The following is a 25,121-nucleotide window of genomic DNA, read 5'->3' as shown; positions in this document are numbered from 1 at the left end:
CATCTGTTGAAATTTTGGTAGAGAACAGGCGGCCTCGGGTTTCGCGCCGCCAGCCCGATGTTCAGCCGCCAACGACATCCGACCCGGATATCGTCTGTTCGTTCTTCAGCCCGATCTTGAGGGAGTCGATGTAGGCGTTCGGCGCCTTGGCATCGAAGGTGACGCCGTCGATGAAGTCGGAGGTCGGCGCCCTGTAGCCGTCTGTACCGAAGGGGAAGTCGCTCTTGTCGGCCTTGCTCTCTTCGACCAGCATCTCTGCCGCTTTCGTGTAGATGTCAGGCAGGTAGACGGACTTTGCCGTTTCCGCGTACCAGGCATCGTCCTTGTGCTCGGCGATCTGCCCCCAGCGGCGCATCTGCGTCAGGTACCAGATGGCGTCGGAGTAGAACGGATAGGTCGCGTTGTGGCGGAAGAACACGTTGAAGTCGGGAACCTCGCGCTTGTCGCCCCGCTCGTATTCGAAGGTGCCGGTCATCGAGTTCGCGATCACGTCCGCATCGGCGCCGACATATTCGCTGCGCGACAGGATTTCGACGGCCTCGGCCCTGTTGGCGTTGTTGTTTTCGTCCAGCCATTTGGCGGCGCGAATGAGCGCCTTTGTCAGCGCAAGCGTCGTGTTCGGATATTTCTCGGTGAATTCCTTGGTCAGCCCGAAGACCTTCTCCGGATTGTTCTTCCAGATTTCATAGTCGGTCACGACCGGAACGCCGATGCCCTTGAAGACCGCGGCCTGGTTCCAGGGTTCGCCGACGCTGTAGCCGACGATCGTGCCTGCTTCGAGTGTGGAGGGCATCTGCGGCGGGGGCGTCACGGAAAGCAGCGCGTCCGCCCTGATCTGCCCCGTGACGTTTTCTGGTGAATAGAATCCCGGATGGATGCCTCCGGAAGCGAGCCAATAGCGAAGCTCGTAGTTGTGGGTGGAAACCGGAAACACCATGCCGAGATTGAACGGCTTTCCCTCGGCCTTGAACGCATCGACGACGGGCTTCAGCGCATCGGCCTTGATGGGGTGGACGGGTTTGCCGTCCTCGCCGAGCGGAATGTTTTCCTTCATCATCGCCCAGACTTCATTCGAGACGGTGATGCCGTTGCCGTTCAGGTCCATGGAGAAGGGCGTGACGATATGCGCCTTCGTGCCGAAGCCGATGGTGGCGGCGAGCGGCTGGCCGGCAAGCATATGCGCTCCATCCAGTTCGCCGGTGATCACGCGATCGAGCAGCACCTTCCAGTTGGCCTGCGGTTCGAGCGTGACGAACAGCCCCTCTTCCTCGAAGAAGCCCTTCTCATAGGCGATCGCGAGAGGCGCCATGTCGGTGAGCTTGATGAAGCCGAGCTTGAGCTCGTCCTTTTCGACCTCGAGCATCTCGGCGGCCGCGAAAGAGCCGGCGCCGACATAGAGTGCGGCCGCCCACGCGGCGGTGAGCGAACACTTCGCGAATTTTCCGGTAGAAGGCCTGTTCATGCTTTTCTCCTGTGTGCCGGCGATGGGAGGCTCGCCTGCGGTTGCGACGTTCGGGACAAAAAAGAAAAGGCCGCCAAACCGCAGTTCAACGCTCTGCCTCGTTCAGAGCGCGTTCCCGGTTTGGCAGCCTTGCCTTCTGCGCCCGTCATTGGACGCCGATTATTTCGAGCGGACCCCCAAAGGGTCCTACGCTCTCCTCAATGCAGGAACCGTGCCAGTTTCGTGGGCGGGCCGATTCTCATGATTTTTCAGGATTAAAACCAAATGGCCGGTCAGCTGATGAGAGGCGAATAAGCTGTTGCTTGAATAAATTTTGCGCAGTGCACAATAATCGAGCAGTGCACCGGAGGGGTCAGCGCTGGCTCGCCAGATAGGCGTCGAGGCGATCCGGGTCGAAGATCCGGCCGTCGAAAAAGCCGTCGGGGCCTAGAACGAGCCCTTTTTCCGAAGCGCCGACTGGAGCCGCGACAGTCAGGGCGCCTTCGACCTTCATATTGGCGCCGGGCATCGGCGCGGCGATCGGCTTCAGCGCCTGCCGGTAGATGTCGGGCCGGTAGGTGTCACGCGCGCGCTCAGCAAGTGCTGCCGAGTGCGGTGTGTGTCCCCAGCGCACCATCTGGCTGTAGAACCAGAGGGCGTGGCTCTGCCAGGGAAAAGTCGCTCCCTTGGCATGCGGGACAAAGAACTCGGGAATGTCGCCGGTCGCGCCGTCGCCGAGCATCAGTCGGCCCGTGAGGATCGGCATCAGCGCTTTACGCGGCAGGTCGAGATAGGCAGGGGTGCTCATCAGTGCCGCGAGTTCTTCGTGATTTGTGCCTTCGCCGCACCACATCGAGCTTCGGTAGAGCGCGCGCAGCAGCGCGTCCAGCGCGGGGCGATTTTCGGAGGCGAACCGGGCCGAAACACCGAGCACCTTTTCCGGGCTCAGCCGCCAGATCGACGCCTTTGTGGTGGCAATGCGTCCGGCATGGCGTGCGACCGCGACGCTGTTCCACGGTTCGCCGACGCAGAAGCCGTCGATCGCGCCGGTCGACAGCGCATCGGCCATCAGCGGCGGGGGAACGACGACAATCTCGACGTGGCTTTCCGGATCGATGCCGCAGCCGGCGAGCCAATAGCGCAACTCGTAGTTATGGCCGGAGAAGGGGTGGACGACGGCAAAGCGCAGTGGCGGCTCGCCCGCTTCGCGGCGGTGTTCGACGACGCGCCTCAGCGCCGCGCCGTTGGCGCTCGGGTCGGTGCCGGGTCCGGCATCGTCTTTGACCATGCGGTCCCAAAGACTGCGTGAGACTGTCACCGCATTGCCGCCAAGTCCGAGCGCAAAGGGCGCCACGAGGTCCAGCGACAGCGGCGTGAGACCGAGATTGGATGCAATCGGCATTGGCGCCAGCATGTGGGCCGCCTGGAAATGGCCGACGGCGATCCGATCGCGGATATTGGCCCAGGAGGTTTCTCGGACGAGTTGCACCGACAGGCCCTCGTCGGCGATGAAGCCCTTTTCGCTGGCGGCGATCAGCACGGCGCTGTCGAAGAGCGGCATGAAGCCGAGGGTGATGTCGGCGGTGGCAGCCATATTACGGGTCCTCCAGCAATCCCGCCGCCAGCACAAGGCTTTGTGCGATTTCGGCTATCTTGCGGTTCTGGTTCATCGCGGTCGTGCGCAGGAGCTTGTAGGCCTCTTCTTCGCTGATGCCGCGCGACTTCATCAGGATGCCCTTGGCGCGATCGATCACTTTGCGGTCCGCAAGCTCGCTGCGCGCTTCCGCCAACTCGCGCTCCATGCGTGAAAAGGCATTGAAACGGCCGATCGCCATATCGAGGATCGACTTCACGCGCTCCTGCCGCAGTCCGTCGACGACATAGGCCGAGACGCCGGCGTCGATCGCCGCTTCGATCATGCTGCTGTCGGATCGATCGACGAACATGGCGATCGGGCGCTTTACCGAGCGGGAGAGCTGGAACATGCTCTCCAACAAATCGCGATTGGGATTTTCGAGATCGATGACGATCACATCCGGCTGCAACCGTTCGATCACCCGTCCGACGCCATGGACATCGTGCACGATGCTCACGCGGTTGTGGCCGGCATCGCGCAAGCCTTCCTCGATGATCGAGGCGCGGATGGCGTTCTCGTCAATCACAAGAATGGTCAGGTCGCGGCGGGTCATGCGGCGATCATGATGCAGTGCAACAAATTTCGCAATATGTTTGCCTAAAAATTTTGCGCATGGATGAAATGCATGAATTTAAGGCAAGGTGGTGCGCGGAGTGCCTCGATTCAGCCGACTGCATGTAACCTTAAATCGTAGCCGATTTAAGGTTAAGAACATGCACCAATTCAAAGTGCTACAGCGTCCTTTGCACGTCTGATGAGACGCGCGGCGCTGTAGGCTTGAACCGATCCGCGGGCCCATCCATCTATTTTGAACAACAGTACCAAATTGCTTCGGTCCGTTGGTTCGGCGGCGATGGTCGCCGCCGCTTGAGGATCAGATCATGGGTTTCATCAAAAAGGAAATGGCGCCCGCCGACGACGGCGCGCTGACGGACGCCTATTCGCACGCAATTGCCGGCGCGGTCGATGTGGTCGGCCCGGCGGTCAGCCGCATCGAGCGGTTTGGCGGCAGGGCTGGTCATGGCTCGGGCTTCGCGGTTTCTTCCGACGGGTTGATCGTGACGAACAATCACGTCGTCGGGGATTCTAAGGCTGTGCGAATCACGACGCCGGACGGCTATGTGACGGAAGGTCGTGTGCTTGGTCGCGACGTCGACACCGACATCGCGCTCATACGAGCGAACTCGAGCGTCGGCGCCTGGGCGCGACTGGGCGATTCGAAGCGGTTGCGACGAGGGCACATCGCCATCGCCATCGGCAATCCGCTGGGTTTCGAATGGACCGTCACGGCGGGCATCGTCTCGGCGCTTGGTCGCACCATGCGGGCGGCGAACGGGCGCCTGATGGACGACGTGATCCAGACGGACGCCGCCCTCAATCCCGGAAACTCGGGAGGGCCGCTCGTCTCGTCGGGCGGCGAAGTGATCGGGGTCAACACGGCCGGGATCCAGGGAGCGCAGAGCATCGCCTTTGCGGTCGCCTCGAACACGGCGAATTTCGTGATTTCCGAGATTCTCCGATACGGCCATGTCAGGCGGGCGTATATCGGCATTGCCGCCGACACGATTGAGTTGCCGCGCAGGATCGCGCTGGCGGCGGGAACCGACCGGACGACGTCGGTCCGGCTGAGACGGCTGGAACCCGGCGGCCCGGCCGAGCGCGGTGGTCTTCGGGAAGGCGACTATATCCTGTCGATCGACGGCAAGCCCGTCGGCGGCGTGGACGATGTCGTCAGGCTGATGGACGGGGAGAGGATCGGTCAGGCGACCGAATTCCTGATCTTTTCGGTGACGGGCAAGATCGAAAAGAGGACATTGGTGCCCATCGCTCGATCGTGAGCGGGCCACGCCGACGCCAACGAGTCCGAGGAGCTGGAGCGCGATCCCAGTCGAAACCGCTCCAGCTCCTCGCCCCTCTCTCCCAGTTCATTTCATCTAACCCTTTGAAACGACGTATCTTCGTCTCTATGCTGCCGTTGCCCATGAGCGCTGCACGCTCTCGAGCGACATGCGTTGGTTAGCAGCGGCCCAGGCTGCCCAGCGCCATCAGGTCGACTGTCGGAAGAACGTTCTTGTCGGTGATGTATTCGACTTCCTGGAGCAGGGAGGCCAAAGCCAGTTCCAGGCAATATTGTGCGCCTTCGACGTTTAGTGTCTTGGCGGAGTCTCGCGCGTAGCTGACGAGGCGGGCAAGGGCCAGAAGTTCTTTCTCCTTGTCTTCCGCGTCGATAGGTAACTTAATGGATTGCTGCATGATATTCCCCAGTGCCACTCGGGGGTCACTGCGACCCGCTTTCGTCAGCAATATAGCGTGACTTCCGGGCCGTGGGCGTGACACGAGCGTGACACACGCTGAATGGGAAATGCAACCGAACCTACGTCTCAGGTTGATTTAGCAAAACCTTCCACATACTTGTCGAATTGAACGCCCAGCCGGGTCTTTCGCGGCGTCGTTCGTCCGGCTGAGCCCGGACCGCGTCGAAGAGCGCGAGGGCGTCGGCGCGCTTCTGGTCGACGATCTCCTGCTGCAGCCTTGCCGCCAAGGCGGCGCGATCGCCATCCGCTCGAAGGTCTGCCTCGGCAACGATTGCTGCCCAGGTACGCCGCTTGTAGAATATCCGTCCGGCTGCCGCCTCGATCCGGGCCGCGTCTGCGGATTTGATCGAGCCGGCATGCCTGAGGCGTGCAAGCGTCGCGCGCACATTGACCAGCGGGACCGTGAGCGGCGCATAGCCGAGCTCGGTGGGAGCGTGAAGCAGGGCCACATCCGAGTCGTCCGCCAGCTCGCCTGCGGCATACTGGCGATATATTTCTCCGATCCCGACCATTCCGAAGGCCGCGCATTCGGCGGCGCGCAAGGCACCCATGCTCGCCGCCCCAAAGACGCGTACGCCTTGCGACAGGGCGAACAGTATTTCCTTGTGCCAGACCGGCGCCACATGTTCGAAATTGCCGTCGACAAGGCCGATGATCGTCGCGCCGGCGCGTACGGCGCGCAAGATGTCTCCCTGCATCGCCGGCGGCCGGACCGCGAAAGCCACACCGGCGCGTTCGCGCGCATCGGGGACGGTCGGACCGACGAAGACGATCTTCACGCCACCTCCAGTGCCCAGGAGAGCGCTCGCGTGCCGAAGCGGCGCTTGCGCTCGCCCTCCGGGTTTTCCAGCTCCGGAACGAACACTTTGACAACCGCGAAGGGGAGATCATCACCAAGCAACGGCACGGAGATGACCAGACCGATGCCTGCGTCGCGCAGCCGCTGCAGGACGTAAGACAAGAGCGCGTCCGGCCCTCCCACCTCTGTGGCGTGGACACGTGTCAGCTCTTGCGGCACAGCCCCGAACAGTTTTTGCGTCTGCTGCGGCAATGGGCGAACGAAGGTCTCCGGATAGACGTCGTCGCGCGCGCCGCTGATATATGTGAGTCTCGATTGGGCCGCCTCGGTCACGGCGCGGATTGCCGCTCTGGCTGCATTCGGATGTGCCCCATGCCCGACCGTGACATGGTGAAAAAGCGGCGCCTTGGCCGTGAGGATGTCGTTCCCGGCTACAACTGCGGTGAAGCACGGTACGCCGACATCGCTGGTGATGTCGAAAAGGCGGAGCTCGAGATCGGCCGCGGCAATTTTCCCGGCCATCGCAGCAAGCACCGGATCGCCGAGCGCTTGCGCTGCAACGCAGCTTCTGAGCCTCGAGGCTAATGGCGTGAGGCGCCAGAGCACCTCGGCGTCGCGTTCGATCCGTTCCAAGAGTCCATGCAGCACCGCTTCGGTTTCAATATTGCCGGATGCGAGGCCATCGGATGATTGCCAGTACCGACAGTTCTCCACCGTCCTGTCGAGGAGGGCGGCCTCCAGCGGAACCCATGTCGGCGCGCCTCCGTCGAGGTTGCGGCCGAGAACCCACCGGATCGGCTCGTCGTCGGCAAGGTCCGGCTGGCCGCTCGCGATCAGCCCCGGCAGAGACAGGGCCTGATTGTCTTCGGCCAACAGGTCGTTGCGGCTCGCAACTCTCGTCGGCACGCGTGGCGCGCACGCGACGGTGCGCTCGAGCGCCTCCATCGCCGCCGAGACTTTCGCGTCGATGTCCGTTATGCCCTTGCCTTGATTGATCACCAGCGACTTCGAATTCGGAGAAACGGCATTCCAGACGGGTATGCCGATGCAATCCAGTCCGGTCAGGCGCGCAAGTCGCGTGATGCCGAACGCCCGCAAAAAAGGCTCGATCCGGCCGAAGGTCGTTTCGGCGGTGCAGATGCGATCGGAATAGCGAATTGAGCCAGACATGACTTTGAAGAGACGCGCGGACAGCAGCCCCATTTGGTCGGCCGCCCCCGCGCCTATGGCCAGCGGCTAGCCGTCCATGTAGCCACCGAAGACGGCGTCGGCGGAAGTTGCCGCAGCTGCAAGATTGACGGTCTTGACGACCGTGGAGCCGGACTTACGCAATGCGTCGGCGTCGGCCAGCGCGCCCTGCTTGGGCGGATCGATCCTGGTGACCGTCCCCGCCTTGAGATCCGCAAGCCACAAATGATCCTCTCCGGCAATGCCGAAAACAACAACTTCAGCCATTACTTACCCCTCTTGCTGTCGCGCGGAATTGCGCCTCAAAAACCGGCCTTCTTTAAGCCCTCGCGGTAATGCTCCCTCTGCCACTCCTCCCGGAACGGCACGATCGCCATCCACCGGTCGAGATCGAAATCCGGGTGGACGTCGAATGTCTTGCGCACGAACTGGCGGGCCTTTCTGCGGTCGCCGAGCATGCCCCAGCTTGCCGCCGATAGCCGGTCGGCGGGCGTTCTGTCCCGCATCCGATCAATGTAGCCGAGGGCCTCTTCGTATTGGCCAAGAGAATAGCTGGCACCAGCCGCCGCCCAAAAATAGTTGTCGGGTGAGATCGGATTGAGATCGATCGCCGTCTTGATCTTTTGAAGTCCCTCCATTGGGCGTGACGCCTGCACGAGGGTGTCGCCGTAGCTGGCGAGGACATTCGCGTAATGCGGGCTCAATGCTTCCGCCCTGTCGAGGAACTCAACGCTCTCGTCGAATTGGCGCAGGTAGAGCTTGACCACGCCGAGTTCCAGATAGCCGGAGGCGAGTGTTTCGTCGGCGGCCACGGCCTCCCGGGCATGCCGCTCGGCCAGCCTCAGCAGTTCACGATCATTGCGTGCCGTCAGCAGCCATTCGAAGAAATAGGTCCGGGCCAGTCCGCCCATCGCGGGTGCGAAACCCGCCTGTTGGCCCAGTGCCTCCCTGAAGCTCTTGCGGGCGCGGCGGATCTCGGGAAGGTTGAGGTCCTTCAGGTGTCGCTGGCCGAGAAGATAGCTTCGATAGGAATCCGCGTGGTCCTCATAGGAACCACGAACGGCCTCGTTCTGTTCAACCTGACTGGCAATAGCCGCCGCGATCCGGTGTGCAATGCCCCTGCGCGACTGCATCAGCCCGTCGCCGACGAGATTGAACCGGTCGGCCCAGATGACCTCGTCATTTGCGAAGAAGATCAGTTGGGCAAACAGGCTCTGGCGGTCACCCTCGTCGGTCAACCGCGTGTCGAGGATATAGCTGATGGTGTGCCGTTCGTAGGTGTTGGCCTTATCGGCCTGAAGGCCGATCTGCGCCGCGGTATAGGGCGCTATCACGCTGACGGACCGAAGCGCGCAAAGGCCGATTGTTACGTCCTCGATGAGGGAACTCGCAAAAATCGCTGCGGGGCTATGCGCGCGTTCTGCGTTCGGCGGCAGCAGGACGAGCCGCGGCGGCTTTCTCTGGTGAGCGTCGTCTCTGACGAGGATCTCGACGGGCGCGGACGGCTGGTTGCCGATGATCGGAACCGACCGGCTGACGCTGTCGAAGATGACCTGCGCGTCGTGGTGTCGTCCTTCCGACTCCAGTGCGTTCTTCAAGACTTTGCGGACTTCCTCGTCCGAGGGGCTGCGCTCAAGCAAGCGCATTGCCGCCGACTTGAGAAGTTCGCGATGTTGGCCCGCGGCGGCGGGCGCCGCGGCAAGCAGACTTTCCCGCAGCAGGGACATATGCGTCTCCCGCTGGCGGCCGATCCAGGCATCGAGCGCCTTGCCGTGCGATTTCGTGTCCTTCAGGAAATCGTCGCGCAGCACGGTGGCAATGCGGCAGAAGCGAGCCACGGCATCGCCGCCATCGTCGGTCACGGCATCCAGGTCGCTCGTCAAGGTTCCGGGATTAAGCAGGATTGACGACTGCGAAAAGGTCAGAAAGGTTCGGCCGAGCTCCATCTGTTGCGCGGTGATGCGGGAAATTGTCTTGCGCAGGTTAACATAGGCTTGGCTGGGCTCGACCCCGTCCCAGAGCAGCCTGGCAGCTTCCGCCCGGGATTGCTCGCGATAGCCGTTGGCAATCGCAAAACACAGGATGAGCAGACCCTTCTCGGGGAAGGCGACTTCGCGGCCCGCTTCGTTGAGCAGGCGCAATCGTCCCAGAGTCTGCAACCTATAGGTCATGCGGCCCCCTCGCTGACAGTAAGGCTATCTCTGCTGCATGTTTCCTTAAATCGCAGTCGATTTAAGGAAACATGCAGCAAATTACAGTGCTACAGCGTCGTTTGCGCGTCTCTAGCCGTGCAGAGGCTCTGGGCGACGCGCTTCAGAGGCGACGCTCGTCGACTCCGCATCCGGTGCCTGGGCCATGGCGGCAACGAGCGAGATGATCTTCTTCCGCAGCACGGGATCGGCAATCTTCAGGAAGGCCCTGTTGAGTGCGATGCCTTCCTTCGAGGCCACGAAGGAGGAAATCTCGTTCGATTCGTGCATGTCGCCGGCGCTGTCTCGTCCCAGCGGCTTGTCGTCTTCACGTTGGAAGAAAAAGCTCGGGTGGACGCCCAGGATATCGGCAATCGCCTGTAGGCGGCTCGCGCCGATGCGGTTTGTGCCCTTTTCGTACTTCTGTACCTGCTGGAACGTGATGCCCAGGCCATCGGCCAGCTTTTCCTGGCTCAGCCCGACCATCAGTCTGCGCATTCTGACACGAGAACCGACGAAGGTATCTATCGGGTTTGGATCCTTCTTATTCATTGCAGTGATTCTCCTCGGAACGGTTCGACCTCATCCATATAAGTTTGCTCGAATAAATGATGCGATGCAATCAGTGCGCGCCAGAATCCGAGGCACGAAGCACATTTTGTGATTGTGTTGTGCACAAGGCGTCAGACAAACCGGGTTGCGGTCGAGGCGAGCGCGGTTACGCCAAATCCGATGAGCAGCAGTCCGGAAAGGCGCGACACCCAGGTGGCGAATCGGTCCGGAAGTCGTGTCCTGGCAAGCGCGACGCCGCCGCTCAGGAAGAACCACCAGGCGAGCGAACCGAGAAAGACGCCCGAGACGACAATTGCGCCTTTTGCTCCTTCGCCGACCGTCGAAAGCCCGAGCCCCGCGAAGATCGCGGCGAAGGACAGGATGGTCGTGGGGTTGGCGATCGTCAGGAAGAAGGTCGCGGTCGTGGTGTGAATGAGATCGCGCGCGTCGATCTCGGCGGCCGTCGCAACGGGCTTCGGGGCCAGTCCGCGCCAGCCGAGCCAGATCATGAACAGGCCTCCCACCAGGCTGAGAGGTGTCGCGATCGCGGAAAGCACGGCAGCGAATGCCGCGAAGCCGACGGCCGCGAGCATCGCGTAGGTCGCGTCGGCGAGCGCGGTTCCGAGACCGCCGGCGACGCCGGCCCAAAAACCGCGCGTCAGCGTGCGGCTGATGCAAAGCGCGCCGATCGGCCCGACTGGCGCGGCAATGGCGAGGCCGAGCAGGAGGCCTTTGCCGAAAAGCAATATCGACATGTCTATCGGACCTCCGGTCCTGTGAAGAGGTTATCGGCAACCGTCGAAAGCGCGATGACGGTCTCGCTGCGGGCGAGATATCGCCGTGCTTTCAGCTCCGAGAGAAACGGCTCGATGTCGCCAAGCGTCGGCATGCGGATCTTGACGCAATAGGACCATGCGCCAGTCACGTGATGGCATTCGGCGACGACCGGGTGCGCCGCCATGAATGCACGGAATTCGGCTTCATCGGCATCGGCCGAAAGGGCGATCCAGACAAAGGCGAGAACGTCGAGGCCAAGGGCGCGATGATCCACATCGAGCGTAAAGCGGCGGATCGTACTACTGGCGACGAGGCGGCGGATGCGTTCGTTGACCGCAGACGGTGAGAGGTCGACCGCCGCACCGATGTCGGTCAATGACGTGCGGGCGTCATCCGCGAGGATCCCAATGATTTTTCTGTCTGTAGCGTCCATCGCAGAAAAATACGCTGTAATTCATAAAAATTCAACGGTTTTTTTGGCGATCGCTCTTTCGGGCAGGTGGGGCCAGTGACGGCATGTGCTTCGTCGACCCCGCCACGCCGCTTGCCGACGGGCGGTGCGGAAGCTATGAGCGGAAGCGTATTCGCTCGCCAGCAGACAGGGATGCCAGGTACAGGATGATGATCGAGAAGAGACACAGACCCGCGACGCCGGCGCACCGATTTCCAGGCTCGATCATCGTGATGGGCGTGTCGGGAAGCGGAAAATCGTCCGTCGGCGAACGTATCGCGAAGGCCTATGGCTATCCCTTCGTCGAAGGGGACGCCCTGCATCCGCCCGAGAACATCAAGAAGATGTCCGAGGGCATTCCGCTGACGGATGATGACCGCTGGCCATGGCTCGCGGCGATCGGCCGTAAGCTCGCGGAAAGCTCCAGCCCGGCCATCGTTGCCTGCTCGGCGCTCAAACTGAGTTATCGGCAGAAGCTGCGGGAAAGCGCGCCGGAGGGGTTGGCCTTCGTCCATCTCCATGGAAGCGAGGCGGTGTTGGCGGAACGGATGCATCACCGCACCGGCCACTTCATGCCTCAGTCCTTGTTGAAGACCCAGCTCGCGACCCTGGAAAATCCGACCGGCGAGGCGAACACCGTGGCGATCGACATCGACCAACCGCTGGACGCAATCGTGGACGAGGCGCTTGCCGCCCTCGGCAAGATGTAGCCGCGTGCGCCCATTGCTTAGGATTTGACGCCAGTCCTTTGTGTCGAATCGCGGTCGCCGAATGAACGAGGCCCACGCCGAGTGCTAAGCATCGATCTGCCGTGTGTGAGCCTTACCCTTTCCAAATCGTGCTTGGCTGCCCAGCTCTTTGGAAGGAAATTAGCCAAGCGCGATGTTATCGTTCGCGGCAACGGCCGTGCGGCGCTACGATGCAGTGTTCGTGAATTAGGGCGACCTTTGCGTCCGGGAAGGCGCGCGGCGCTGTCACCGATCGTGCATCGAGGAGGATGCCGCGGGGCCTGTTTCTGCTGGCGATGAGGAGATCGCCGCCGGAGACATGCGGAGGAGAAAAAGACATGTATCAAGGTGGACTGAGTTTCGCCCTTGGCGATGACATCGACGCGTTGCGCGACAGCGTGCGCCGGTTTGCGAGCGAACGGATCGCGCCGCTTGCGGAAGAGATGGACCGGAGCAACGCCTTTCCCGCGCCCCTTTGGCGGGAGATGGGAGAGCTCGGCGTACTCGGCATCACCGCCGACGAGGCCTATGGCGGTGCCGGCATGGGATACCTCGCCCATTGCGTCGCGATGGAGGAAATCAGCCGCGCGTCCGCCTCCGTAGGCCTAAGCTACGGCGCCCATTCCAACCTCTGCGTCAACCAGATCAACCGCAACGGCAGCTCCGCGCAGAAGGCCAAATATCTGCCGAAGCTGATTTCCGGCGAACATGTCGGCGCGCTCGCCATGTCCGAACCGGGCGCCGGCTCCGACGTGGTCTCGATGACGCTCAAGGCCGACAAGCGTGGCGACCGCTACGTGCTGAACGGCAACAAGATGTGGATCACCAATGGTCCGGACGCCGATGTGCTGGTGGTCTATGCCAAGACCGATCCGGCCGCCGGGCCGCGCGGCATCACCGCCTTCCTCGTCGAAAAGGGGTTCGCCGGCTTCTCGACCGGCCAGAAGCTCGATAAGCTCGGCATGCGCGGCTCCAACACCTGCGAGCTCGTCTTCAGGGACTGCGAGGTGCCGGAAGAAAACGTGCTCGGCGCGGAAGGCCGCGGCGTCAACGTCCTGATGTCCGGCCTCGATTACGAGCGCGTGGTGCTTTCGGCCGGGCCGCTCGGCATCATGGCGGCTTGCCTCGATGTCGTCGTCCCCTATCTCCATGAGCGCAAGCAGTTCGGTCAACCGATCGGCGAGTTCCAGTTGATGCAGGGAAAGCTTGCCGACATGTATGTGACGATGAATGCGGCGCGCGCCTATGTCTATGCGGTGGCGGCGGCATGCGACCGTGGCGAAACCGCGCGCAAGGACGCCGCCGGCTGCATTCTTTATGCGGCGGAAAAGGCGACCGCATTGGCGCTCGAGGCGATCCAGGCGCTGGGCGGCAACGGCTACACCAACGACTACCCGGCCGGCCGCCTGTTGCGTGACGCCAAGCTCTACGAGATCGGTGCCGGCACGAGCGAGATCCGCCGGATGCTGATCGGGCGCGAGCTGTTCGAAGAAACGAAATAGACGAACGGCGGCGGCCGTTCTTCGCGCATCTTGGTCAAATCGCTTGCCTGAGGGCTTCATGACAATCTTGAGATCGCATATCTCGGCATCCTCCGACGTCTACAAGACCAACCGCGCGGCGATGACGGATGCCATCGCGGCGGTCGAGGAGGCGGTGCGGCTCGCCGTCAACGGCGGCGGCGAGACGGCGCGGGAACGCCATGTCAGCCGCGGCAAGCTGCTGCCGCGAGACCGGGTCGCTTCCCTGATCGATCCCGGCACGCCCTTTCTGGAAGTCGGCGCCACGGCCGCGCACGGCATGTACAACGGCGATGCGCCGGGTGCCGGGCTCATTACCGGCATCGGCCGGATCGCCGGGCGCGAATGCATGATCGTCTGCAACGATCCGACCGTCAAAGGCGGCACCTATTACCCGATGACCGTCAAGAAGCATCTCAGGGCACAGGAAATTGCCGCCGAAAACCAGCTTCCCTGCGTCTACCTTGTCGATTCCGGCGGTGCCAACCTGCCGAACCAGGACGAGGTTTTTCCCGATCGCGACCATTTCGGCCGGATCTTCTACAACCAGGCGAACATGTCGGCGGCCGGCATCCCGCAGATCGCCGTCGTGATGGGGTCTTGCACGGCCGGCGGCGCCTACGTGCCCGCGATGTCCGACGAGGCGATCATCGTCGAGGGGCAGGGCACGATCTTCCTGGCCGGCCCCCCGCTGGTGCGGGCGGCGACCGGCGAAGTGGTCTCGGCCGAAGATCTCGGCGGCGCCGACGTCCACACGCGACTGTCGGGCGTTGCCGATCACATGGCGCGTGACGATGCGCATGCGCTGGCTTTGGCGCGCCGCGCCGTGTCGGGCTTGAACCGAGAAAAACCATCGTCGGTGGAGCTTCGCGCGCCGGAGCCACCGCTCTACGATCCGGAGGAAATCGCCGGGATCGTGCCCGCCGACCTCAGAACGCCCTATGAAATTCGCGAGGTGATCGCCCGGATCGTCGACGGCTCCCGTTTCGACGAATTCAAGGCCCGTTTCGGAACCACGCTCGTCTGCGGCTTCGCCCATATTCATGGAATACCGGTCGGCATCGTCGCCAACAACGGCGTGTTGTTTTCGGAGTCCGCACTGAAGGGGAGCCATTTCGTCGAGCTCTGCGCCCAGCGCAAGATCCCGCTCGTTTTCCTGCAGAACATCACCGGCTTCATGGTCGGCCGCAAATATGAAACGGAAGGCATCGCCAAGCATGGCGCCAAGCTCGTGACGGCAGTGGCCACGGTGAAGGTGCCGAAGGTCACCATGCTGGTCGGCGGATCGTTCGGGGCCGGCAACTACGGCATGTGCGGGCGGGCCTTTTCACCGCGCTTCCTTTGGACCTGGCCGAACAGCCGCATTTCGGTCATGGGCGGCGAACAGGCGGCCGGCGTGCTGTCGACGGTGCGCGGCGAAGCCTTGAGGCGCGCCGGCACGCCGTGGAACGAGGACGAGGAGGCGCGCTTCCGCCAGCCGGTGCTCGATCTTTTCGAGCGGCAAAGTCATCCGCTCTATGCCTCGGCGCGTCTTTGGGACGACGGCGTCGTCGATCCGCGCAAAAGCCGGGACGTGCTCGCACTGTCGCTGTCGGCCGCGCTGAACGCCCCGATTGAGGATACACGTTTCGGTTTGTTCAGGATGTAGGGAGGTGGGCCATGAAACGCGACAATATCAACGCGATCAACGCACCGCAGCCGCGAGGCGGCTACTCGCAGGCCGTCAGCGTCGAAAATCTTCAACGCCTGGTCTTCGTCAGCGGCCAGATTCCCATGACCTCCGATGACGTCGTGCCTGATGGTTTCGAGGCGCAGGCACGCCAGGTCTGGCTGAATGTCGACGCTCAGCTCAAGGCCGCCGGCATGACCAAGGCCAATATCGTCAAGGTGACGACCTACCTCGCCGACAGGAACCATGTCCTTGCGAACCGTGAGATCCGCAACGACTATCTCGGTGCGCTGGCACCGGCGATAACGGTCGTGATTGCCGGAATCTTCGATTCCGGCTGGCTCCTGGAAGTCGAAGTGGTGGCGGCACAATAGAAGCGGAACCGAGGGGCATGTTTTCCAAACTCCTGATTGCCAATCGCGGCGAGATCGCCTGCCGCATCATTCGCACCGCCCGGCGGCTCGGTATCCGCACCGTTGCCGTCTATTCCGATGCGGATGGTGACGCGCTTCATGTGACGCTCGCCGACGAGGCCGTGCGGATCGGCCCCGCGAATGCCGCCGAAAGCTATCTCGCGATCGACCGCGTCATAGAGGCCGCACGGGCCGTCGGCGCTGACGCCATCCATCCTGGCTATGGCTTCCTGTCCGAAAATGCCGATTTTGCCGAGGCCGTCGAGGCCGCAGGCATCGTTTTCGTGGGGCCGCCACCGGAAGCGATCCGGGCCATGGGGCTCAAGGATGCGGCCAAGGCGCTGATGGAGCAGTCCGGCGTGCCCGTCGTGCCGGGTTATCACGGTGAGCAGCAGGACCCTGAGTTCCTGGCGGCCCAGGCCGCGGAAATCGGCTATCCGGTGCTGATCAAGGCGCGCGCCGGTGGCGGCGGAAAGGGCATGCGACGCGTCGAGCGGCGAGAGGATTTCGGTTCGGCGCTGGAAGCCGCGCAGCGGGAAGCGCAGGCCTCCTTCGGCGACGGCGGGGTTCTGATCGAGAAATATCTGAGCCGCCCCCGCCACATCGAGGTCCAGATCTTCGGGGACCGGCACGGCAACATCGTTCATCTTTTCGAGCGTGACTGCTCGTTGCAGCGGCGGCACCAGAAGGTGATCGAGGAGGCGCCGGCGCCGGGCATGACCGCGGAAGTGCGCCGCGCGATGGGAGACGCCGCCGTCAGGGCCGCGCATGCGATCGGCTATGTCGGTGCCGGCACGGTCGAGTTCATCGCCGACGTGACAAACGGCCTCTGGCCGGATCAGTTCTATTTCATGGAAATGAACACGCGGCTGCAGGTGGAGCATCCGGTCACCGAGGCGGTCACCGGGCTCGATCTCGTCGAATGGCAGTTGCGCGTCGCAGACGGTGAGCCGCTGCCGAAAAAGCAGGGCGAGATCGGCATAAACGGTTGGTCCTTCGAGGCACGCATCTACGCCGAGGATCCGGCCCGCGGCTTCCTACCGTCGACCGGCCGGCTGGCACATTTGAGCTTTCCGGACAGCAACGCGCGGATCGACTCCGGTGTACAGCAGGGGGACTCGATAACGCCCTTTTACGATCCGCTGATCGCCAAGCTGATCGTGCATGCGGGGACACGGTCGGCAGCGCTCACCCGGCTGCAGGCCGCCTTGAAGGAGGTCCGGATCGGCGGAACGGTCACCAATCTCGATTTTCTCATCAGGCTCACGGACGAACAGGATTTCCGCGGCGGCAGGCCGGACACGGGACTGATCGACCGGACGGTCGAGCGGCTGGCGGCGCCGAGCGACCCGGACGACGAAGCATTGGCGCTGGCAGCAATCGTCTCCACCGGCGTCCTCCAGCCAATGACATCCTCCGATCCCTGGGCTTCTCTCGGCTATTGGCAGATCTGGGGCGATGCCCACCGGACGGTTTCCATCGACCACGCGAACGGGCGCGCGGCCGTCACACTCGCGTCGCGCGGACGCGATCAGTTTGCGGTTCGTGCCGGAACGCGCACCTTGCCGGTGCTCGTGCTTGAACGCTTCGAAAATGGTGCGAGGCTGGAAGTGGCCGGGCAGAGGCAAACGCTTCGCTTCCTTCGGCAGGGCGAAACGCTGACCTTGTTTCTCAATGGCCGAAACCTGGTGTTTCACCTGCCGGACGCGTTGTCCGGCGGACATAGCGGGGAGATAGCCGATGACGAACTCATTGCGCCGATGCCGGGCCTCGTCAAGATGGTCCGTGTCGGCGCCGGCGAGGCCGTCGCCAAAGGCCAGCCGCTGGTGGTGATGGAGGCCATGAAGATGGAGCTTACGCTTTCGGCCTCGCGGCAGGGGACGGTCGCGAGCGTGCACGTGGCCGAGGGCACGCAGGTCAGCGAAGGCACCGTGCTTGTAACCCTCAGTGAGGAGGCCGCACAGTGACATCGTCGGCAAGCGAGCACGTCACGATCGTCGAGATGGCGCCGCGCGACGGCCTGCAGAACGAATCCCGGCTTGTCGATACCGATGATAAGATCCGGCTCGTCGACCTGCTTTCGGACTGTGGTTTCGAGCGCATCGAGGTGACGAGCTTCGTCAGCCCGAGATGGGTCCCGCAGATGGCCGATGCTCCCGCGGTCATGGCAGGCATCGCGCGGCGCCCGGGCACTCGCTACGCGGCGTTGACGCCGAACATCAGGGGCTTCGAGGCTGCGCGCGCCGCCCGCGCCGACGAGGTGGCGGTTTTTGCGTCCGCCTCCGAAACCTTCTCGCAGAAGAACATCAACTGCTCGATTGCCGAGAGCATCAAGCGCTTCCGCCCGGTCGCGGAGGCAAGCCGGCAGCATGGAATTCCGATGCGCGGCTACGTCAGCTGCGTTGTCGAGTGCCCTTACGAGGGACCGATCGCGCCGGAGGCCGCTGCCCGCGTCGCGCGCCTTCTTTCCGAGCTCGGCTGCTACGAGATCAGTCTCGGCGACACGATCGGGCGAGGCACGCCGGAAGCCGTTGACACCATGCTGGCGACGGTGCTCGGAGACATTGACGCGGCGAAGCTTGCAGGTCATTTCCATGACACGTCCGGCCGGGCGCTGGAAAATATCGCGGTCGGCCTTGATCGGGGCCTGCGGGTGTTCGACGCCTCGACCGGAGGGCTCGGAGGTTGCCCCTACGCCCCCGGCGCCGCCGGTAATGTCGATACGCTTGCGGTGAATGCCTTCCTGCAGAAGAGGGGATTTTCGACCGGGCTCGACGCCGAAAAGCTCGATCGCGCGGCAACCTTCGCCCGATCGCTGAGGAGTGCGGCATGACTGAGCAAACGATCCGGTGCACTGTCGACAAAGGGGGCATCGCCCGCCTGACGCTCGCCCGTCCGCAAAAGCACAACGCGCTTTCCGCCGCGATGATCGGCGAGCTCACAGATGCGGCGGTCCGGCTTGGCGATGACAATGCGGTCCGTGTCGTTATCCTCGACGGCGAGGGGAAGAGTTTTTGTGCGGGCGGCGATCTCGACTGGATGCGCCAGCAGTTTGATGCCGACCGGCAGGCGCGGATCGCCGAGGCGACGCGGCTGGCGATGATGTTCAAGGCGCTGAACGAGATGCCGAAACCGCTGATCGCGCGGGTGCATGGCAATGCCTTTGGCGGCGGGGTCGGGCTGATGAGCGTTTGCGACACCGTCGTCGCGGCGGCGGGCGCAAAGTTCGGCCTGACGGAGGCGAGGCTCGGGCTGATCCCGGCGACGATCAGTCCCTATGTCGTCGCGAGGATTGGCGAAGGAAGGGCGCGGCCGCTGTTCATGTCGGCGCGGCTTTTCGGCGCCGAAGAGGCGCTTGCCGCCGGTCTTGCGACGATCGTGGTCGACGATGGGCAGCTGGACGCCGCTGTCGATGCAGAAATCGCACCCTATCTTGCCGCCGCGCCGCAAGCGGCCGGAAGGGCCAAACGGCTGGCGCGATCGCTTGGCATGCCGATCACGGATGCAGTCATCGCAGCGACCATCGAGCAGCTTGCCGACACCTGGGAAACGGAGGAAGCACGGGAAGGAGTCTCGGCCTTCTTCGACCGGCGGACGCCCTCCTGGCAGTGATGAACAACGACTGCGCTTGAAATGATCATGGATTGAGCTTATTTTATCCATCTGTTGATCAAAACAAGATCGAGTTCTGCCATGGTCGCCCTCAATCTGGACATTCCCGCCGCCCGCTTCGGGGAGGATCATTCCCCGTTCCTGTCGGCGCGCCTTGTTGCCGACCGTCTGGGCATAACGCTTGCCGAACTCGCCAAGCTGATCGGCGTCGCGCGGAACACGCTGACAGCCAAGACCGGCGCCCGCAAGGTCGATAGCGCCCTGAGCAATGTCGTCCGCATCCTCTCCATGGCGTCCGAAATGGCGGGCGACGAGGCCCGCGCCGTCATCTGGTTCAAGCACCAGCCGATCCCCGGCTGGGCCGGAAAGACGGCGTTCGATCTCGTCGGCGAAGGCAAGGCCGACAAGGTTCTCGCTTATCTGGAAGCTGTTCGCGCCGGCGTCTACGCCTAAACGGATGAGGAGCGGTTCTCGGCCCGCAATCGGCTCTGACTTGGAGCAACCACTGCCTGCCGAGCCGATGCCGCTCTGGCGCGCCTTCGTGCCGCGCTGGGCTCATGCCCCGCTTTCCGGCGAAGGTGCGGCGCGTTTCGGCGGCCGATGGAACCCGGTGGGCGTGCCGACGATCTATGCCGCGCGCGAACTTTCGACCGCCTGGGCCGAATACAATCAGGGTTTCGTGCAGCATCCGGCGCTGATCGTACGGCTCGAGCTTTACGATGCGCGGCTGGCCGATCTCACGGACGCCAATGTTCTTGCGGAGCTTGGCCTGACGGATGCCATCCACCGATGCGAGTGGCGAGACGACCTCGACAAGGGCGTGGTGCCGCAGACCCATGAGGTGCAGGCCGATCTCCTGGCCCAGGAATTTCACGGCGTGATCTACCCGTCATTCATGTCGCCCGGCGGCACCTGCGTCGCACTCTGGCGCTGGAACGGCGCGGGTGCGCCACGCCTCGAGGTCATCGATCCCGAAGGCAGGCTGCCGAAGTCGCCGGCCTCCTGGGTTTAGAGCCTTTTATGCACGCCCAGAAGTTTGCGTCAGCTCCATTCAACGATCACGGAAGACAGGGTGACGGTTTCATGGTTCCAAAGGAAGACATTATCTGACTCAGGGACCAATACCAGCCGGTCTCCAGTCCCGTTAGACGCTATCGCAATGCCATCAGCCGGAAAGCCTCGCCACTCACGGGCCGCCTTGGTTTCTAGGATGACGTCGTTGGCTGTCCTCGATATTCGTTTCTGGTCTGAGTTATCCCGGACAGGATGAAGGATCCAATCGTCACCCGCTGCGACAAGAGCGCCGCCGTTCAAGTTCTGCAGGCGAGTTCTAAGCTCACGGGGCAGCCGTCGTCCCAATGCAGTTTCAGCGGCGATGATCTTGTCTTCGGAAACGGGAAAAGTCATTCCGCACCTTAGTGTTATCGATGGTCGCCGCTCAATATTGCACATCGCCTATTGTCAACACGACCCAGATCCGCCGAGCACCTTGCCGGGATTGAGGATGCCGTTCGGGTCGAGGGCATCTTTGATGCGGCGCATGACCTCGAACTCCGCCTGGCTGCGGGAGCGATCGAGGAAGTCACGCTTCAGCGTGCCGATGCCGTGTTCGGCGGAAATGGAGCCATGATGCGCCGCGACAAGCGGGTAGACGACGGCATCGACCTGATGCGCGGTTTCTTGATCGGCGTCCGGAACGGAAAAGGCGATATGCAGGTTGCTGTCGCCGACATGGCCGAAGAAGGAGACATGTGCCGACGGAAACAGCGTGGAGAGCGCCCTGCCACATTCCTCGGCAAAGCGACCGATATCGCCGATCGGCAGGCTGACATCGAGATTGACGAGGGAAGGCAGCAACCTGTCCATGGCATGGCCTTCGCGCACGCGCCAGAAGGCCTGGGCCTCCTTCTCCGACTGGGCAATCAGCGCATCGCCGATCAATCCGTCTTCGAGGACCTGTCCGAGGAAGGCTTCGAATTGCTCCCGCTCGCCGTCCAGCCCGTGGACATCCTGCTCGACGATCGCGGCGAAGACGGGAGAAGTCTCGAAGAATTGCCGTCCTTCCGCCTCACAATTGAAGCGGAAATAGCTTTCCCACATCGCTTCGAACGCGGAGAGACCGGAAAGCTCCCGCTGAGCGCGCTTCAGCAGGGCGATGACGTCCGCGTAGCCGTCGAGCGCGCAGAGCGCCGTCAGCCGTCCGGCCGGCAACGGGCGCAGGCGCAGCACGGCGCGGGTGATGATCCCGAGCGTGCCTTCCGAACCGATGAAGAATTGCCTGAGGTCGTAGCCGGTATTGTTCTTGATCATCTTGTTGAGCGAAGAGACCACCGTGCCGTCGGCAAGCACGACCTCGATGCCGAGGACGTTGTCACGCGCGACCCCGTTGCGGATGACGCGGATGCCGCCGGCGTTGGTGGCGAGGTTGCCGCCGATCTGGCACGAGCCGCGCGCGCCGAGGTCGATCGGCAGCAGGAAGCCCGCTTCCTCCGCCGCGCGTTGTGCGACTTCAAGCGGCGTGCCCGCGAGCACGGTCATCGTCGCGGCCGCCGCGTCGATCTCCTCAATGCCGGAAAGCCGCTCCATCGAAATGACGACGTCGCCGGTGTTGGGGTTGGCGCCGCCGGCGAGCCCCGTCATGCCGCCCTGCGGCACCACGCTTTGACGATGCGCATTGCAGATGCTGAGCGCGGTAGCGACCTCAGCCGTGCTCGCCGGGCGGACCACCGCGCTCGGGAGATTTCGCCCGGTGAGGCTCGCGTCGCTCCGATGGCGTTCGGCGATCCGGTCGCCAGTCAGTACCGCCTCGCCGAGGGATCGGATGAGGTCTTCGATTACGGACATGAGGGGGTTCCCTGCTGCAGCATTCCTTACCGCGCCGCGCGTCTTATCATGCGCGCGGCGCTGTAGGTGAGGGATAATCTCAATCTATCGGTCCCGAGAGCCACAAATGCTCGGCCTCATTCAGGTACCGGTGCGTGCGAGTTCGCGTGCCCGCGTCTCCACTTCTTGTGGTGCTTGTTGCTGCTTTTCCTCCTTGCGGAAGAGCTTCCACTTCGTCGGCCTGAAGGCGATGCGAGTGTGGTCGGCGGCGGTCGCGCGCTCTGGCGGCAGCTCAATCTCGACGGAGGGGTGCCCGCGGCCAAGATCGAGTTCGAGATGGCGCGTTCCGGCTACCCGGCGGCTGCCCGTCACGAGGCCAGCCAGACAGCCGCCGCAGCCATCGATGAGTTCGATGTCATGTGGGCGGAAGTAGAGGGTCGCCGAGCCGTCGGGCTCGTGTGCTGCGCGCAACCCGATCGGTCGGTCCTCGAACCAGATTTCGCCACTCGACAGCGTCACCTTGAGGCAATTGGACTGGCCGATGAAGCCGTAGACGAAAGGCGATACCGGATAGTCATAGATTTCGTCGGGGGTGCCGACTTGTTCGATCGCGCCATTGCTCATCACGACAACGCGGTCGGCAAGTTCAAGCGCTTCCTCCTGGTCGTGGGTGACGAAGATGGTCGTGTGGCCGGTTCGGTCGTGGATTTCCCTGAGCCAGCGCCTGAGTTCCTTGCGCACCTGCGCGTCGAGCGCTCCGAAGGGCTCGTCGAGCAGCAGCACGTTGGGCTCGACCGCCATGGCGCGCGCGAGCGCCACGCGCTGGCGCTGGCCGCCGGAGAGCTGGGCCGGATAGCGTTTTTCGAGGCCGGAGAGTTGCACGAGATCGAGCAGATCAAGGGCCCGGCGGCGGATTTCGGCGGCTGGCGGCCGCCTGTTGGCCGGCCGCACCTTCAGCCCGAAGGCGACGTTGTCGAGCACGGTCATGTGTCGGAAGAGGGCATAGTGCTGGAAGACGAAACCGATGTTTCGTTCCTGCACGCTCTTCTTCGATGCATCCTCGTCGCCGAAGAAGATCATGCCTCCCGTCGGGCTCTCGAGCCCGGCGACGAGCCGCAGCAACGTCGTCTTTCCCGAGCCGGAAGGACCGAGGAGCGCGATCAATTCGCCGGAGCGGATGTCGAGCGAGACATCGTCGAGCGCCGGGAAGCGGCCGAATTCCTTGCGTATTTTCTGGACGCGGACTTCCATGGATGTCTGGACCTTTCAATGCCTGCGGCTGGCAGCGATTTCGTCGCTGTAGCGAAGTTCAAGTGCCGTCTTCAGGACGAGCGTTACCAGCGCCAGGAGCGCAAGGAGTGCCGCCACCGCAAAGGCGGCGACGAAGTTGTATTCATTATAGAGGATTTCCACCTGCAACGGCATGGTGTTCGTCTGGCCGCGAATGTGGCCGGAAACGACCGAGACCGCACCGAACTCTCCCATGGCGCGCGCGTTGCAGAGAAGCACGCCGTAAAGCAGGCCCCATTTGATGTTGGGCAGCGTCACATGCCAGAAGGTTTGCCAGCCGGTGGCGCCGAGCGACAATGCCGCTTCCTCGTCGCTGCTGCCCTGTTCCTGCATCAGCGGGATCAGCTCGCGCGCGACGAAAGGAAAGGTGACGAAGACGGTGGCAAGCACCAGCCCCGGCACGGCAAAGAGGATCTGGATGCCATAGCTTTGCAGGACAGGGCCTAGCAGGCTGTTGGATCCGAAGAGCAGCACGAAGACAAGGCCCGAAATCACCGGCGACACGGAGAAGGGCAGGTCGATCAGGGTCGTCAGGAATGCCTTGCCCTTGAACTCGAACTTGGCGATCGCCCACGCGGCCGCCACCCCGAAGACGAGGTTGAGCGGTACGGCGATCGCGGCAACCAGCAACGTCAGGCGAATGGCGGAAAAGGTCTCCGCGTCACGCAGCGCCGAGACGAACTCTGCCGGTCCCTTGCGGAACGCCTCGATAAACACCGTGGCAAGCGGCAGCAGCAGGAACAGCGCTACGAAACCGAGGGCAACCACGATCAGGGTCGTGCGTGCGAGCCGGGTCTCCGAGGTTGCCGCCCTGACCAGCTGCGACGGCGCTGCAATCGCCGTCGAACCGACATCATGCGCCATAGCCGTACCTCCGTCTGCTCCAGGACTGGATCGTGTTAATGACGAGCAGCATCATGAAGGAAATGAGCAGCATGACCGCGGCTATCGCGGTGGCCGCCGGATAGTTGAACTCCTCGAGGCGAATGATGATCAAGAGCGGTGCGATCTCCGAGACATAAGGCAGGTTGCCGGCGATGAAGATGACGGAGCCGTATTCACCGACGCCACGCGCAAAGGCGAGCGCGAAGCCCGTCAGCCCGGCCGGAAGAAGGCCCGGCAGCAGGACGCGGCTGATCGTCTGGTAGCGGCTGGCGCCAAGCGTTGCGGCCGCTTCCTCCACCTCCTTATCGATTTCCTCCATGACCGGCTGAACCGTTCTGACGACGAAGGGCAGTCCGACGAAGACGAGGGCCACGACGATGCCGGCAGGCGTGAAAGCGATCTTGATGCCGAGGGGCTCGAGAAGCGATCCGATCCAGCCGTTCGGCGCATAGAGCGTCGTCAGCGCAATGCCGGCAACCGCGGTCGGCAGCGCAAACGGCAGATCGACCATGGCGTCGATGACGCGCTTTCCGGGAAATCGGTAGCGAACGAGCACCCAGGCAAGCACGACGCCGAAAACCAGATTGATGACGGCCGCCACGAAAGCGGTGCCGAAGCTGATCGTCAAAGCGTTGACCGTCCGCTCGTCAGAGGCGAGCGCGAAAAACTTCGACCAGCCGAGGCCGCTCGAGCGCCAGATGAGGCCGGAAAGCGGAATGAGTACGATGAGGGTGAGCCATGTCAGGGTGACGCCGAGCGCCAATCCGAACCCCGGAATGACGCTCGGCTGCCGAAACTGCCATCGCGTGCTGCTGCTGCGAAAGGCCATGAAG

At 63.1% G+C, this 25,121-nt stretch carries 26 protein-coding genes; 10 read left to right on the top strand and 16 right to left on the bottom strand.

The features are described from left to right. Nucleotides 1-61: 61 nt before the first annotated feature. From PZN02_RS25825 to PZN02_RS25815, 3 genes are all read right to left on the bottom strand, one after another. Nucleotides 62-1,462 (bottom strand): CmpA/NrtA family ABC transporter substrate-binding protein, encoded by a 1,401-nt coding sequence (locus PZN02_RS25825; RefSeq protein WP_280661813.1) that lies wholly within the window; start codon nt 1,460-1,462, stop codon nt 62-64. A 352-nt stretch (nt 1,463-1,814) separates the two neighbouring features. Then, entirely contained in the window at nt 1,815-3,035 is a 1,221-nt protein-coding gene (locus tag PZN02_RS25820; RefSeq protein ID WP_280661812.1) for a CmpA/NrtA family ABC transporter substrate-binding protein, read from the bottom strand. Nucleotide 3,036: 1 nt separating this feature from the next. Beyond that, complete coding sequence (locus tag PZN02_RS25815; RefSeq protein WP_280661811.1) at nt 3,037-3,630, bottom strand: ANTAR domain-containing response regulator; 594 nt, start codon at nt 3,628-3,630, stop codon at nt 3,037-3,039. Nucleotides 3,631-3,958: 328 nt separating this feature from the next. Between PZN02_RS25815 and PZN02_RS25810 the strand changes: the two genes are divergently transcribed. Continuing rightward, a complete protein-coding gene (locus PZN02_RS25810) occupies nt 3,959-4,915 on the top strand; it encodes a S1C family serine protease (protein WP_280661810.1) in 957 nt (318 codons plus the stop codon). Between the two features lie 178 nt (nt 4,916-5,093). Here PZN02_RS25810 and PZN02_RS25805 read toward each other — a convergent pair whose 3' ends face one another. The 8 genes from PZN02_RS25805 to PZN02_RS25770 form a co-directional block, all read right to left on the bottom strand. After that, a complete protein-coding gene (locus PZN02_RS25805) occupies nt 5,094-5,330 on the bottom strand; it encodes a hypothetical protein (protein ID WP_280661809.1) in 237 nt (78 codons plus the stop codon). A 121-nt stretch (nt 5,331-5,451) separates the two neighbouring features. Next, nucleotides 5,452-6,171 carry a TfuA-like protein gene (locus tag PZN02_RS25800; RefSeq protein WP_280661808.1) on the bottom strand — a complete coding sequence of 240 codons (720 nt, stop codon included), beginning with the start codon at nt 6,169-6,171 and terminating at the stop codon, nt 5,452-5,454. After that, on the bottom strand, nt 6,168-7,394 hold the full coding sequence (locus tag PZN02_RS25795; protein ID WP_280661807.1) for a YcaO-like family protein: 1,227 nt from the start codon (nt 7,392-7,394) through the stop codon (nt 6,168-6,170). Before PZN02_RS25795 ends, PZN02_RS25800 begins: the two co-directional genes overlap by 4 nt. Before the next feature lie 33 nt (nt 7,395-7,427). After that, a complete protein-coding gene (locus tag PZN02_RS25790; RefSeq protein ID WP_280661806.1) occupies nt 7,428-7,646 on the bottom strand; it encodes a hypothetical protein in 219 nt (72 codons plus the stop codon). A gap of 35 nt (nt 7,647-7,681) precedes the next feature. After that, complete coding sequence (locus PZN02_RS25785; protein WP_280661805.1) at nt 7,682-9,550, bottom strand: SARP family transcriptional regulator; 1,869 nt, start codon at nt 9,548-9,550, stop codon at nt 7,682-7,684. Nucleotides 9,551-9,661: 111 nt separating this feature from the next. Then, nucleotides 9,662-10,120, bottom strand: a complete 459-nt coding sequence (locus PZN02_RS25780) for a helix-turn-helix domain-containing protein (RefSeq protein WP_280661804.1) — start codon at nt 10,118-10,120, stop codon at nt 9,662-9,664. 131 nt (nt 10,121-10,251) lie between these two features. Beyond that, nucleotides 10,252-10,875, bottom strand: coding sequence for a LysE family translocator (locus PZN02_RS25775; RefSeq protein ID WP_280661803.1), 624 nt, complete (start codon nt 10,873-10,875; stop codon nt 10,252-10,254). A gap of 2 nt (nt 10,876-10,877) precedes the next feature. Beyond that, complete coding sequence (locus PZN02_RS25770; RefSeq protein ID WP_280661802.1) at nt 10,878-11,330, bottom strand: Lrp/AsnC family transcriptional regulator; 453 nt, start codon at nt 11,328-11,330, stop codon at nt 10,878-10,880. A 188-nt stretch (nt 11,331-11,518) separates the two neighbouring features. On the opposite strand from PZN02_RS25770, the gene PZN02_RS25765 reads away from it, so the two are divergent. The 9 genes from PZN02_RS25765 to PZN02_RS25725 all read left to right on the top strand — a co-directional run bounded on the left by PZN02_RS25765 (nt 11,519) and on the right by PZN02_RS25725 (nt 20,302). Then, on the top strand, nt 11,519-12,058 hold the full coding sequence (locus tag PZN02_RS25765) for a gluconokinase (protein ID WP_280663282.1): 540 nt from the start codon (nt 11,519-11,521) through the stop codon (nt 12,056-12,058). A gap of 356 nt (nt 12,059-12,414) precedes the next feature. Then, nucleotides 12,415-13,578 carry an isovaleryl-CoA dehydrogenase gene (locus tag PZN02_RS25760; RefSeq protein WP_280661801.1) on the top strand — a complete coding sequence of 388 codons (1,164 nt, stop codon included), beginning with the start codon at nt 12,415-12,417 and terminating at the stop codon, nt 13,576-13,578. A gap of 58 nt (nt 13,579-13,636) precedes the next feature. Further along, nucleotides 13,637-15,244, top strand: coding sequence for a carboxyl transferase domain-containing protein (locus PZN02_RS25755; protein ID WP_280661800.1), 1,608 nt, complete (start codon nt 13,637-13,639; stop codon nt 15,242-15,244). An 11-nt stretch (nt 15,245-15,255) separates the two neighbouring features. Next, the gene (locus PZN02_RS25750; protein ID WP_280661799.1) at nt 15,256-15,639 is read left to right on the top strand and encodes a RidA family protein; all 384 of its coding nucleotides are present in this window, start codon (nt 15,256-15,258) and stop codon (nt 15,637-15,639) included. Nucleotides 15,640-15,656: 17 nt separating this feature from the next. Next, the gene (locus PZN02_RS25745; protein ID WP_280661798.1) at nt 15,657-17,645 is read left to right on the top strand and encodes an acetyl/propionyl/methylcrotonyl-CoA carboxylase subunit alpha; all 1,989 of its coding nucleotides are present in this window, start codon (nt 15,657-15,659) and stop codon (nt 17,643-17,645) included. Then, nucleotides 17,642-18,511, top strand: coding sequence for a hydroxymethylglutaryl-CoA lyase (locus PZN02_RS25740; protein WP_280661797.1), 870 nt, complete (start codon nt 17,642-17,644; stop codon nt 18,509-18,511). The genes PZN02_RS25745 and PZN02_RS25740 overlap by 4 nt, the downstream gene beginning before the upstream one ends. Next, on the top strand, nt 18,508-19,290 hold the full coding sequence (locus PZN02_RS25735) for a crotonase/enoyl-CoA hydratase family protein (protein ID WP_280661796.1): 783 nt from the start codon (nt 18,508-18,510) through the stop codon (nt 19,288-19,290). The genes PZN02_RS25740 and PZN02_RS25735 overlap by 4 nt, the downstream gene beginning before the upstream one ends. Before the next feature lie 81 nt (nt 19,291-19,371). Next, nucleotides 19,372-19,743 (top strand): DUF2384 domain-containing protein, encoded by a 372-nt coding sequence (locus PZN02_RS25730; RefSeq protein ID WP_280661795.1) that lies wholly within the window; start codon nt 19,372-19,374, stop codon nt 19,741-19,743. Nucleotides 19,744-19,747: 4 nt separating this feature from the next. Further along, a complete protein-coding gene (locus tag PZN02_RS25725) occupies nt 19,748-20,302 on the top strand; it encodes an RES family NAD+ phosphorylase (RefSeq protein WP_425336311.1) in 555 nt (184 codons plus the stop codon). 29 nt (nt 20,303-20,331) lie between these two features. Here PZN02_RS25725 and PZN02_RS25720 read toward each other — a convergent pair whose 3' ends face one another. From PZN02_RS25720 to cysT, 5 genes are all read right to left on the bottom strand, one after another. Beyond that, on the bottom strand, nt 20,332-20,697 hold the full coding sequence (locus PZN02_RS25720; protein ID WP_280661794.1) for an SMI1/KNR4 family protein: 366 nt from the start codon (nt 20,695-20,697) through the stop codon (nt 20,332-20,334). A 54-nt stretch (nt 20,698-20,751) separates the two neighbouring features. After that, nucleotides 20,752-22,134 carry an FAD-binding oxidoreductase gene (locus tag PZN02_RS25715; RefSeq protein ID WP_280661793.1) on the bottom strand — a complete coding sequence of 461 codons (1,383 nt, stop codon included), beginning with the start codon at nt 22,132-22,134 and terminating at the stop codon, nt 20,752-20,754. Between the two features lie 120 nt (nt 22,135-22,254). Next, nucleotides 22,255-23,364, bottom strand: a complete 1,110-nt coding sequence (locus PZN02_RS25710) for a sulfate/molybdate ABC transporter ATP-binding protein (RefSeq protein ID WP_280661792.1) — start codon at nt 23,362-23,364, stop codon at nt 22,255-22,257. Between the two features lie 15 nt (nt 23,365-23,379). Continuing rightward, on the bottom strand, nt 23,380-24,267 hold the full coding sequence (gene cysW, locus PZN02_RS25705) for a sulfate ABC transporter permease subunit CysW (RefSeq protein ID WP_280661791.1): 888 nt from the start codon (nt 24,265-24,267) through the stop codon (nt 23,380-23,382). Then, the gene (gene cysT / locus PZN02_RS25700; RefSeq protein ID WP_280661790.1) at nt 24,257-25,117 is read right to left on the bottom strand and encodes a sulfate ABC transporter permease subunit CysT; all 861 of its coding nucleotides are present in this window, start codon (nt 25,115-25,117) and stop codon (nt 24,257-24,259) included. Before cysT ends, cysW begins: the two co-directional genes overlap by 11 nt. Nucleotides 25,118-25,121 lie beyond the last annotated feature (4 nt).

This window comes from Sinorhizobium garamanticum (assembly GCF_029892065.1).
Taxonomy (GTDB): domain Bacteria; phylum Pseudomonadota; class Alphaproteobacteria; order Rhizobiales; family Rhizobiaceae; genus Sinorhizobium; species Sinorhizobium garamanticum.
This window is presented reverse-complemented; position numbering and strand designations above follow the sequence as displayed.

What these genes read in the sequence shown, in the direction of transcription:
- PZN02_RS25825 (WP_280661813.1), bottom strand. Translation starts at nt 1,462, where the DNA reads ATGAACAGGCCTTCTACCGGAAAATTCGCGAAGTGTTCGCTCACCGCC.
- PZN02_RS25820 (WP_280661812.1), bottom strand. Translation starts at nt 3,035, where the DNA reads ATGGCTGCCACCGCCGACATCACCCTCGGCTTCATGCCGCTCTTCGAC.
- PZN02_RS25815 (WP_280661811.1), bottom strand. Translation starts at nt 3,630, where the DNA reads ATGACCCGCCGCGACCTGACCATTCTTGTGATTGACGAGAACGCCATC.
- PZN02_RS25810 (WP_280661810.1), top strand. Translation starts at nt 3,959, where the DNA reads ATGGGTTTCATCAAAAAGGAAATGGCGCCCGCCGACGACGGCGCGCTG.
- PZN02_RS25805 (WP_280661809.1), bottom strand. Translation starts at nt 5,330, where the DNA reads ATGCAGCAATCCATTAAGTTACCTATCGACGCGGAAGACAAGGAGAAA.
- PZN02_RS25795 (WP_280661807.1), bottom strand. Translation starts at nt 7,394, where the DNA reads ATGGGGCTGCTGTCCGCGCGTCTCTTCAAAGTCATGTCTGGCTCAATT.
- PZN02_RS25790 (WP_280661806.1), bottom strand. Translation starts at nt 7,646, where the DNA reads ATGGCTGAAGTTGTTGTTTTCGGCATTGCCGGAGAGGATCATTTGTGG.
- PZN02_RS25785 (WP_280661805.1), bottom strand. Translation starts at nt 9,550, where the DNA reads ATGACCTATAGGTTGCAGACTCTGGGACGATTGCGCCTGCTCAACGAA.
- PZN02_RS25780 (WP_280661804.1), bottom strand. Translation starts at nt 10,120, where the DNA reads ATGAATAAGAAGGATCCAAACCCGATAGATACCTTCGTCGGTTCTCGT.
- PZN02_RS25775 (WP_280661803.1), bottom strand. Translation starts at nt 10,875, where the DNA reads ATGTCGATATTGCTTTTCGGCAAAGGCCTCCTGCTCGGCCTCGCCATT.
- PZN02_RS25770 (WP_280661802.1), bottom strand. Translation starts at nt 11,330, where the DNA reads ATGGACGCTACAGACAGAAAAATCATTGGGATCCTCGCGGATGACGCC.
- PZN02_RS25765 (WP_280663282.1), top strand. Translation starts at nt 11,519, where the DNA reads ATGATCGAGAAGAGACACAGACCCGCGACGCCGGCGCACCGATTTCCA.
- PZN02_RS25760 (WP_280661801.1), top strand. Translation starts at nt 12,415, where the DNA reads ATGTATCAAGGTGGACTGAGTTTCGCCCTTGGCGATGACATCGACGCG.
- PZN02_RS25755 (WP_280661800.1), top strand. Translation starts at nt 13,637, where the DNA reads ATGACAATCTTGAGATCGCATATCTCGGCATCCTCCGACGTCTACAAG.
- PZN02_RS25750 (WP_280661799.1), top strand. Translation starts at nt 15,256, where the DNA reads ATGAAACGCGACAATATCAACGCGATCAACGCACCGCAGCCGCGAGGC.
- PZN02_RS25745 (WP_280661798.1), top strand. Translation starts at nt 15,657, where the DNA reads ATGTTTTCCAAACTCCTGATTGCCAATCGCGGCGAGATCGCCTGCCGC.
- PZN02_RS25735 (WP_280661796.1), top strand. Translation starts at nt 18,508, where the DNA reads ATGACTGAGCAAACGATCCGGTGCACTGTCGACAAAGGGGGCATCGCC.
- PZN02_RS25730 (WP_280661795.1), top strand. Translation starts at nt 19,372, where the DNA reads ATGGTCGCCCTCAATCTGGACATTCCCGCCGCCCGCTTCGGGGAGGAT.
- PZN02_RS25725 (WP_425336311.1), top strand. Translation starts at nt 19,748, where the DNA reads ATGAGGAGCGGTTCTCGGCCCGCAATCGGCTCTGACTTGGAGCAACCA.
- PZN02_RS25720 (WP_280661794.1), bottom strand. Translation starts at nt 20,697, where the DNA reads ATGACTTTTCCCGTTTCCGAAGACAAGATCATCGCCGCTGAAACTGCA.
- PZN02_RS25715 (WP_280661793.1), bottom strand. Translation starts at nt 22,134, where the DNA reads ATGTCCGTAATCGAAGACCTCATCCGATCCCTCGGCGAGGCGGTACTG.
- PZN02_RS25710 (WP_280661792.1), bottom strand. Translation starts at nt 23,364, where the DNA reads ATGGAAGTCCGCGTCCAGAAAATACGCAAGGAATTCGGCCGCTTCCCG.
- cysW (WP_280661791.1), bottom strand. Translation starts at nt 24,267, where the DNA reads ATGGCGCATGATGTCGGTTCGACGGCGATTGCAGCGCCGTCGCAGCTG.
- cysT (WP_280661790.1), bottom strand. Translation starts at nt 25,117, where the DNA reads ATGGCCTTTCGCAGCAGCAGCACGCGATGGCAGTTTCGGCAGCCGAGC.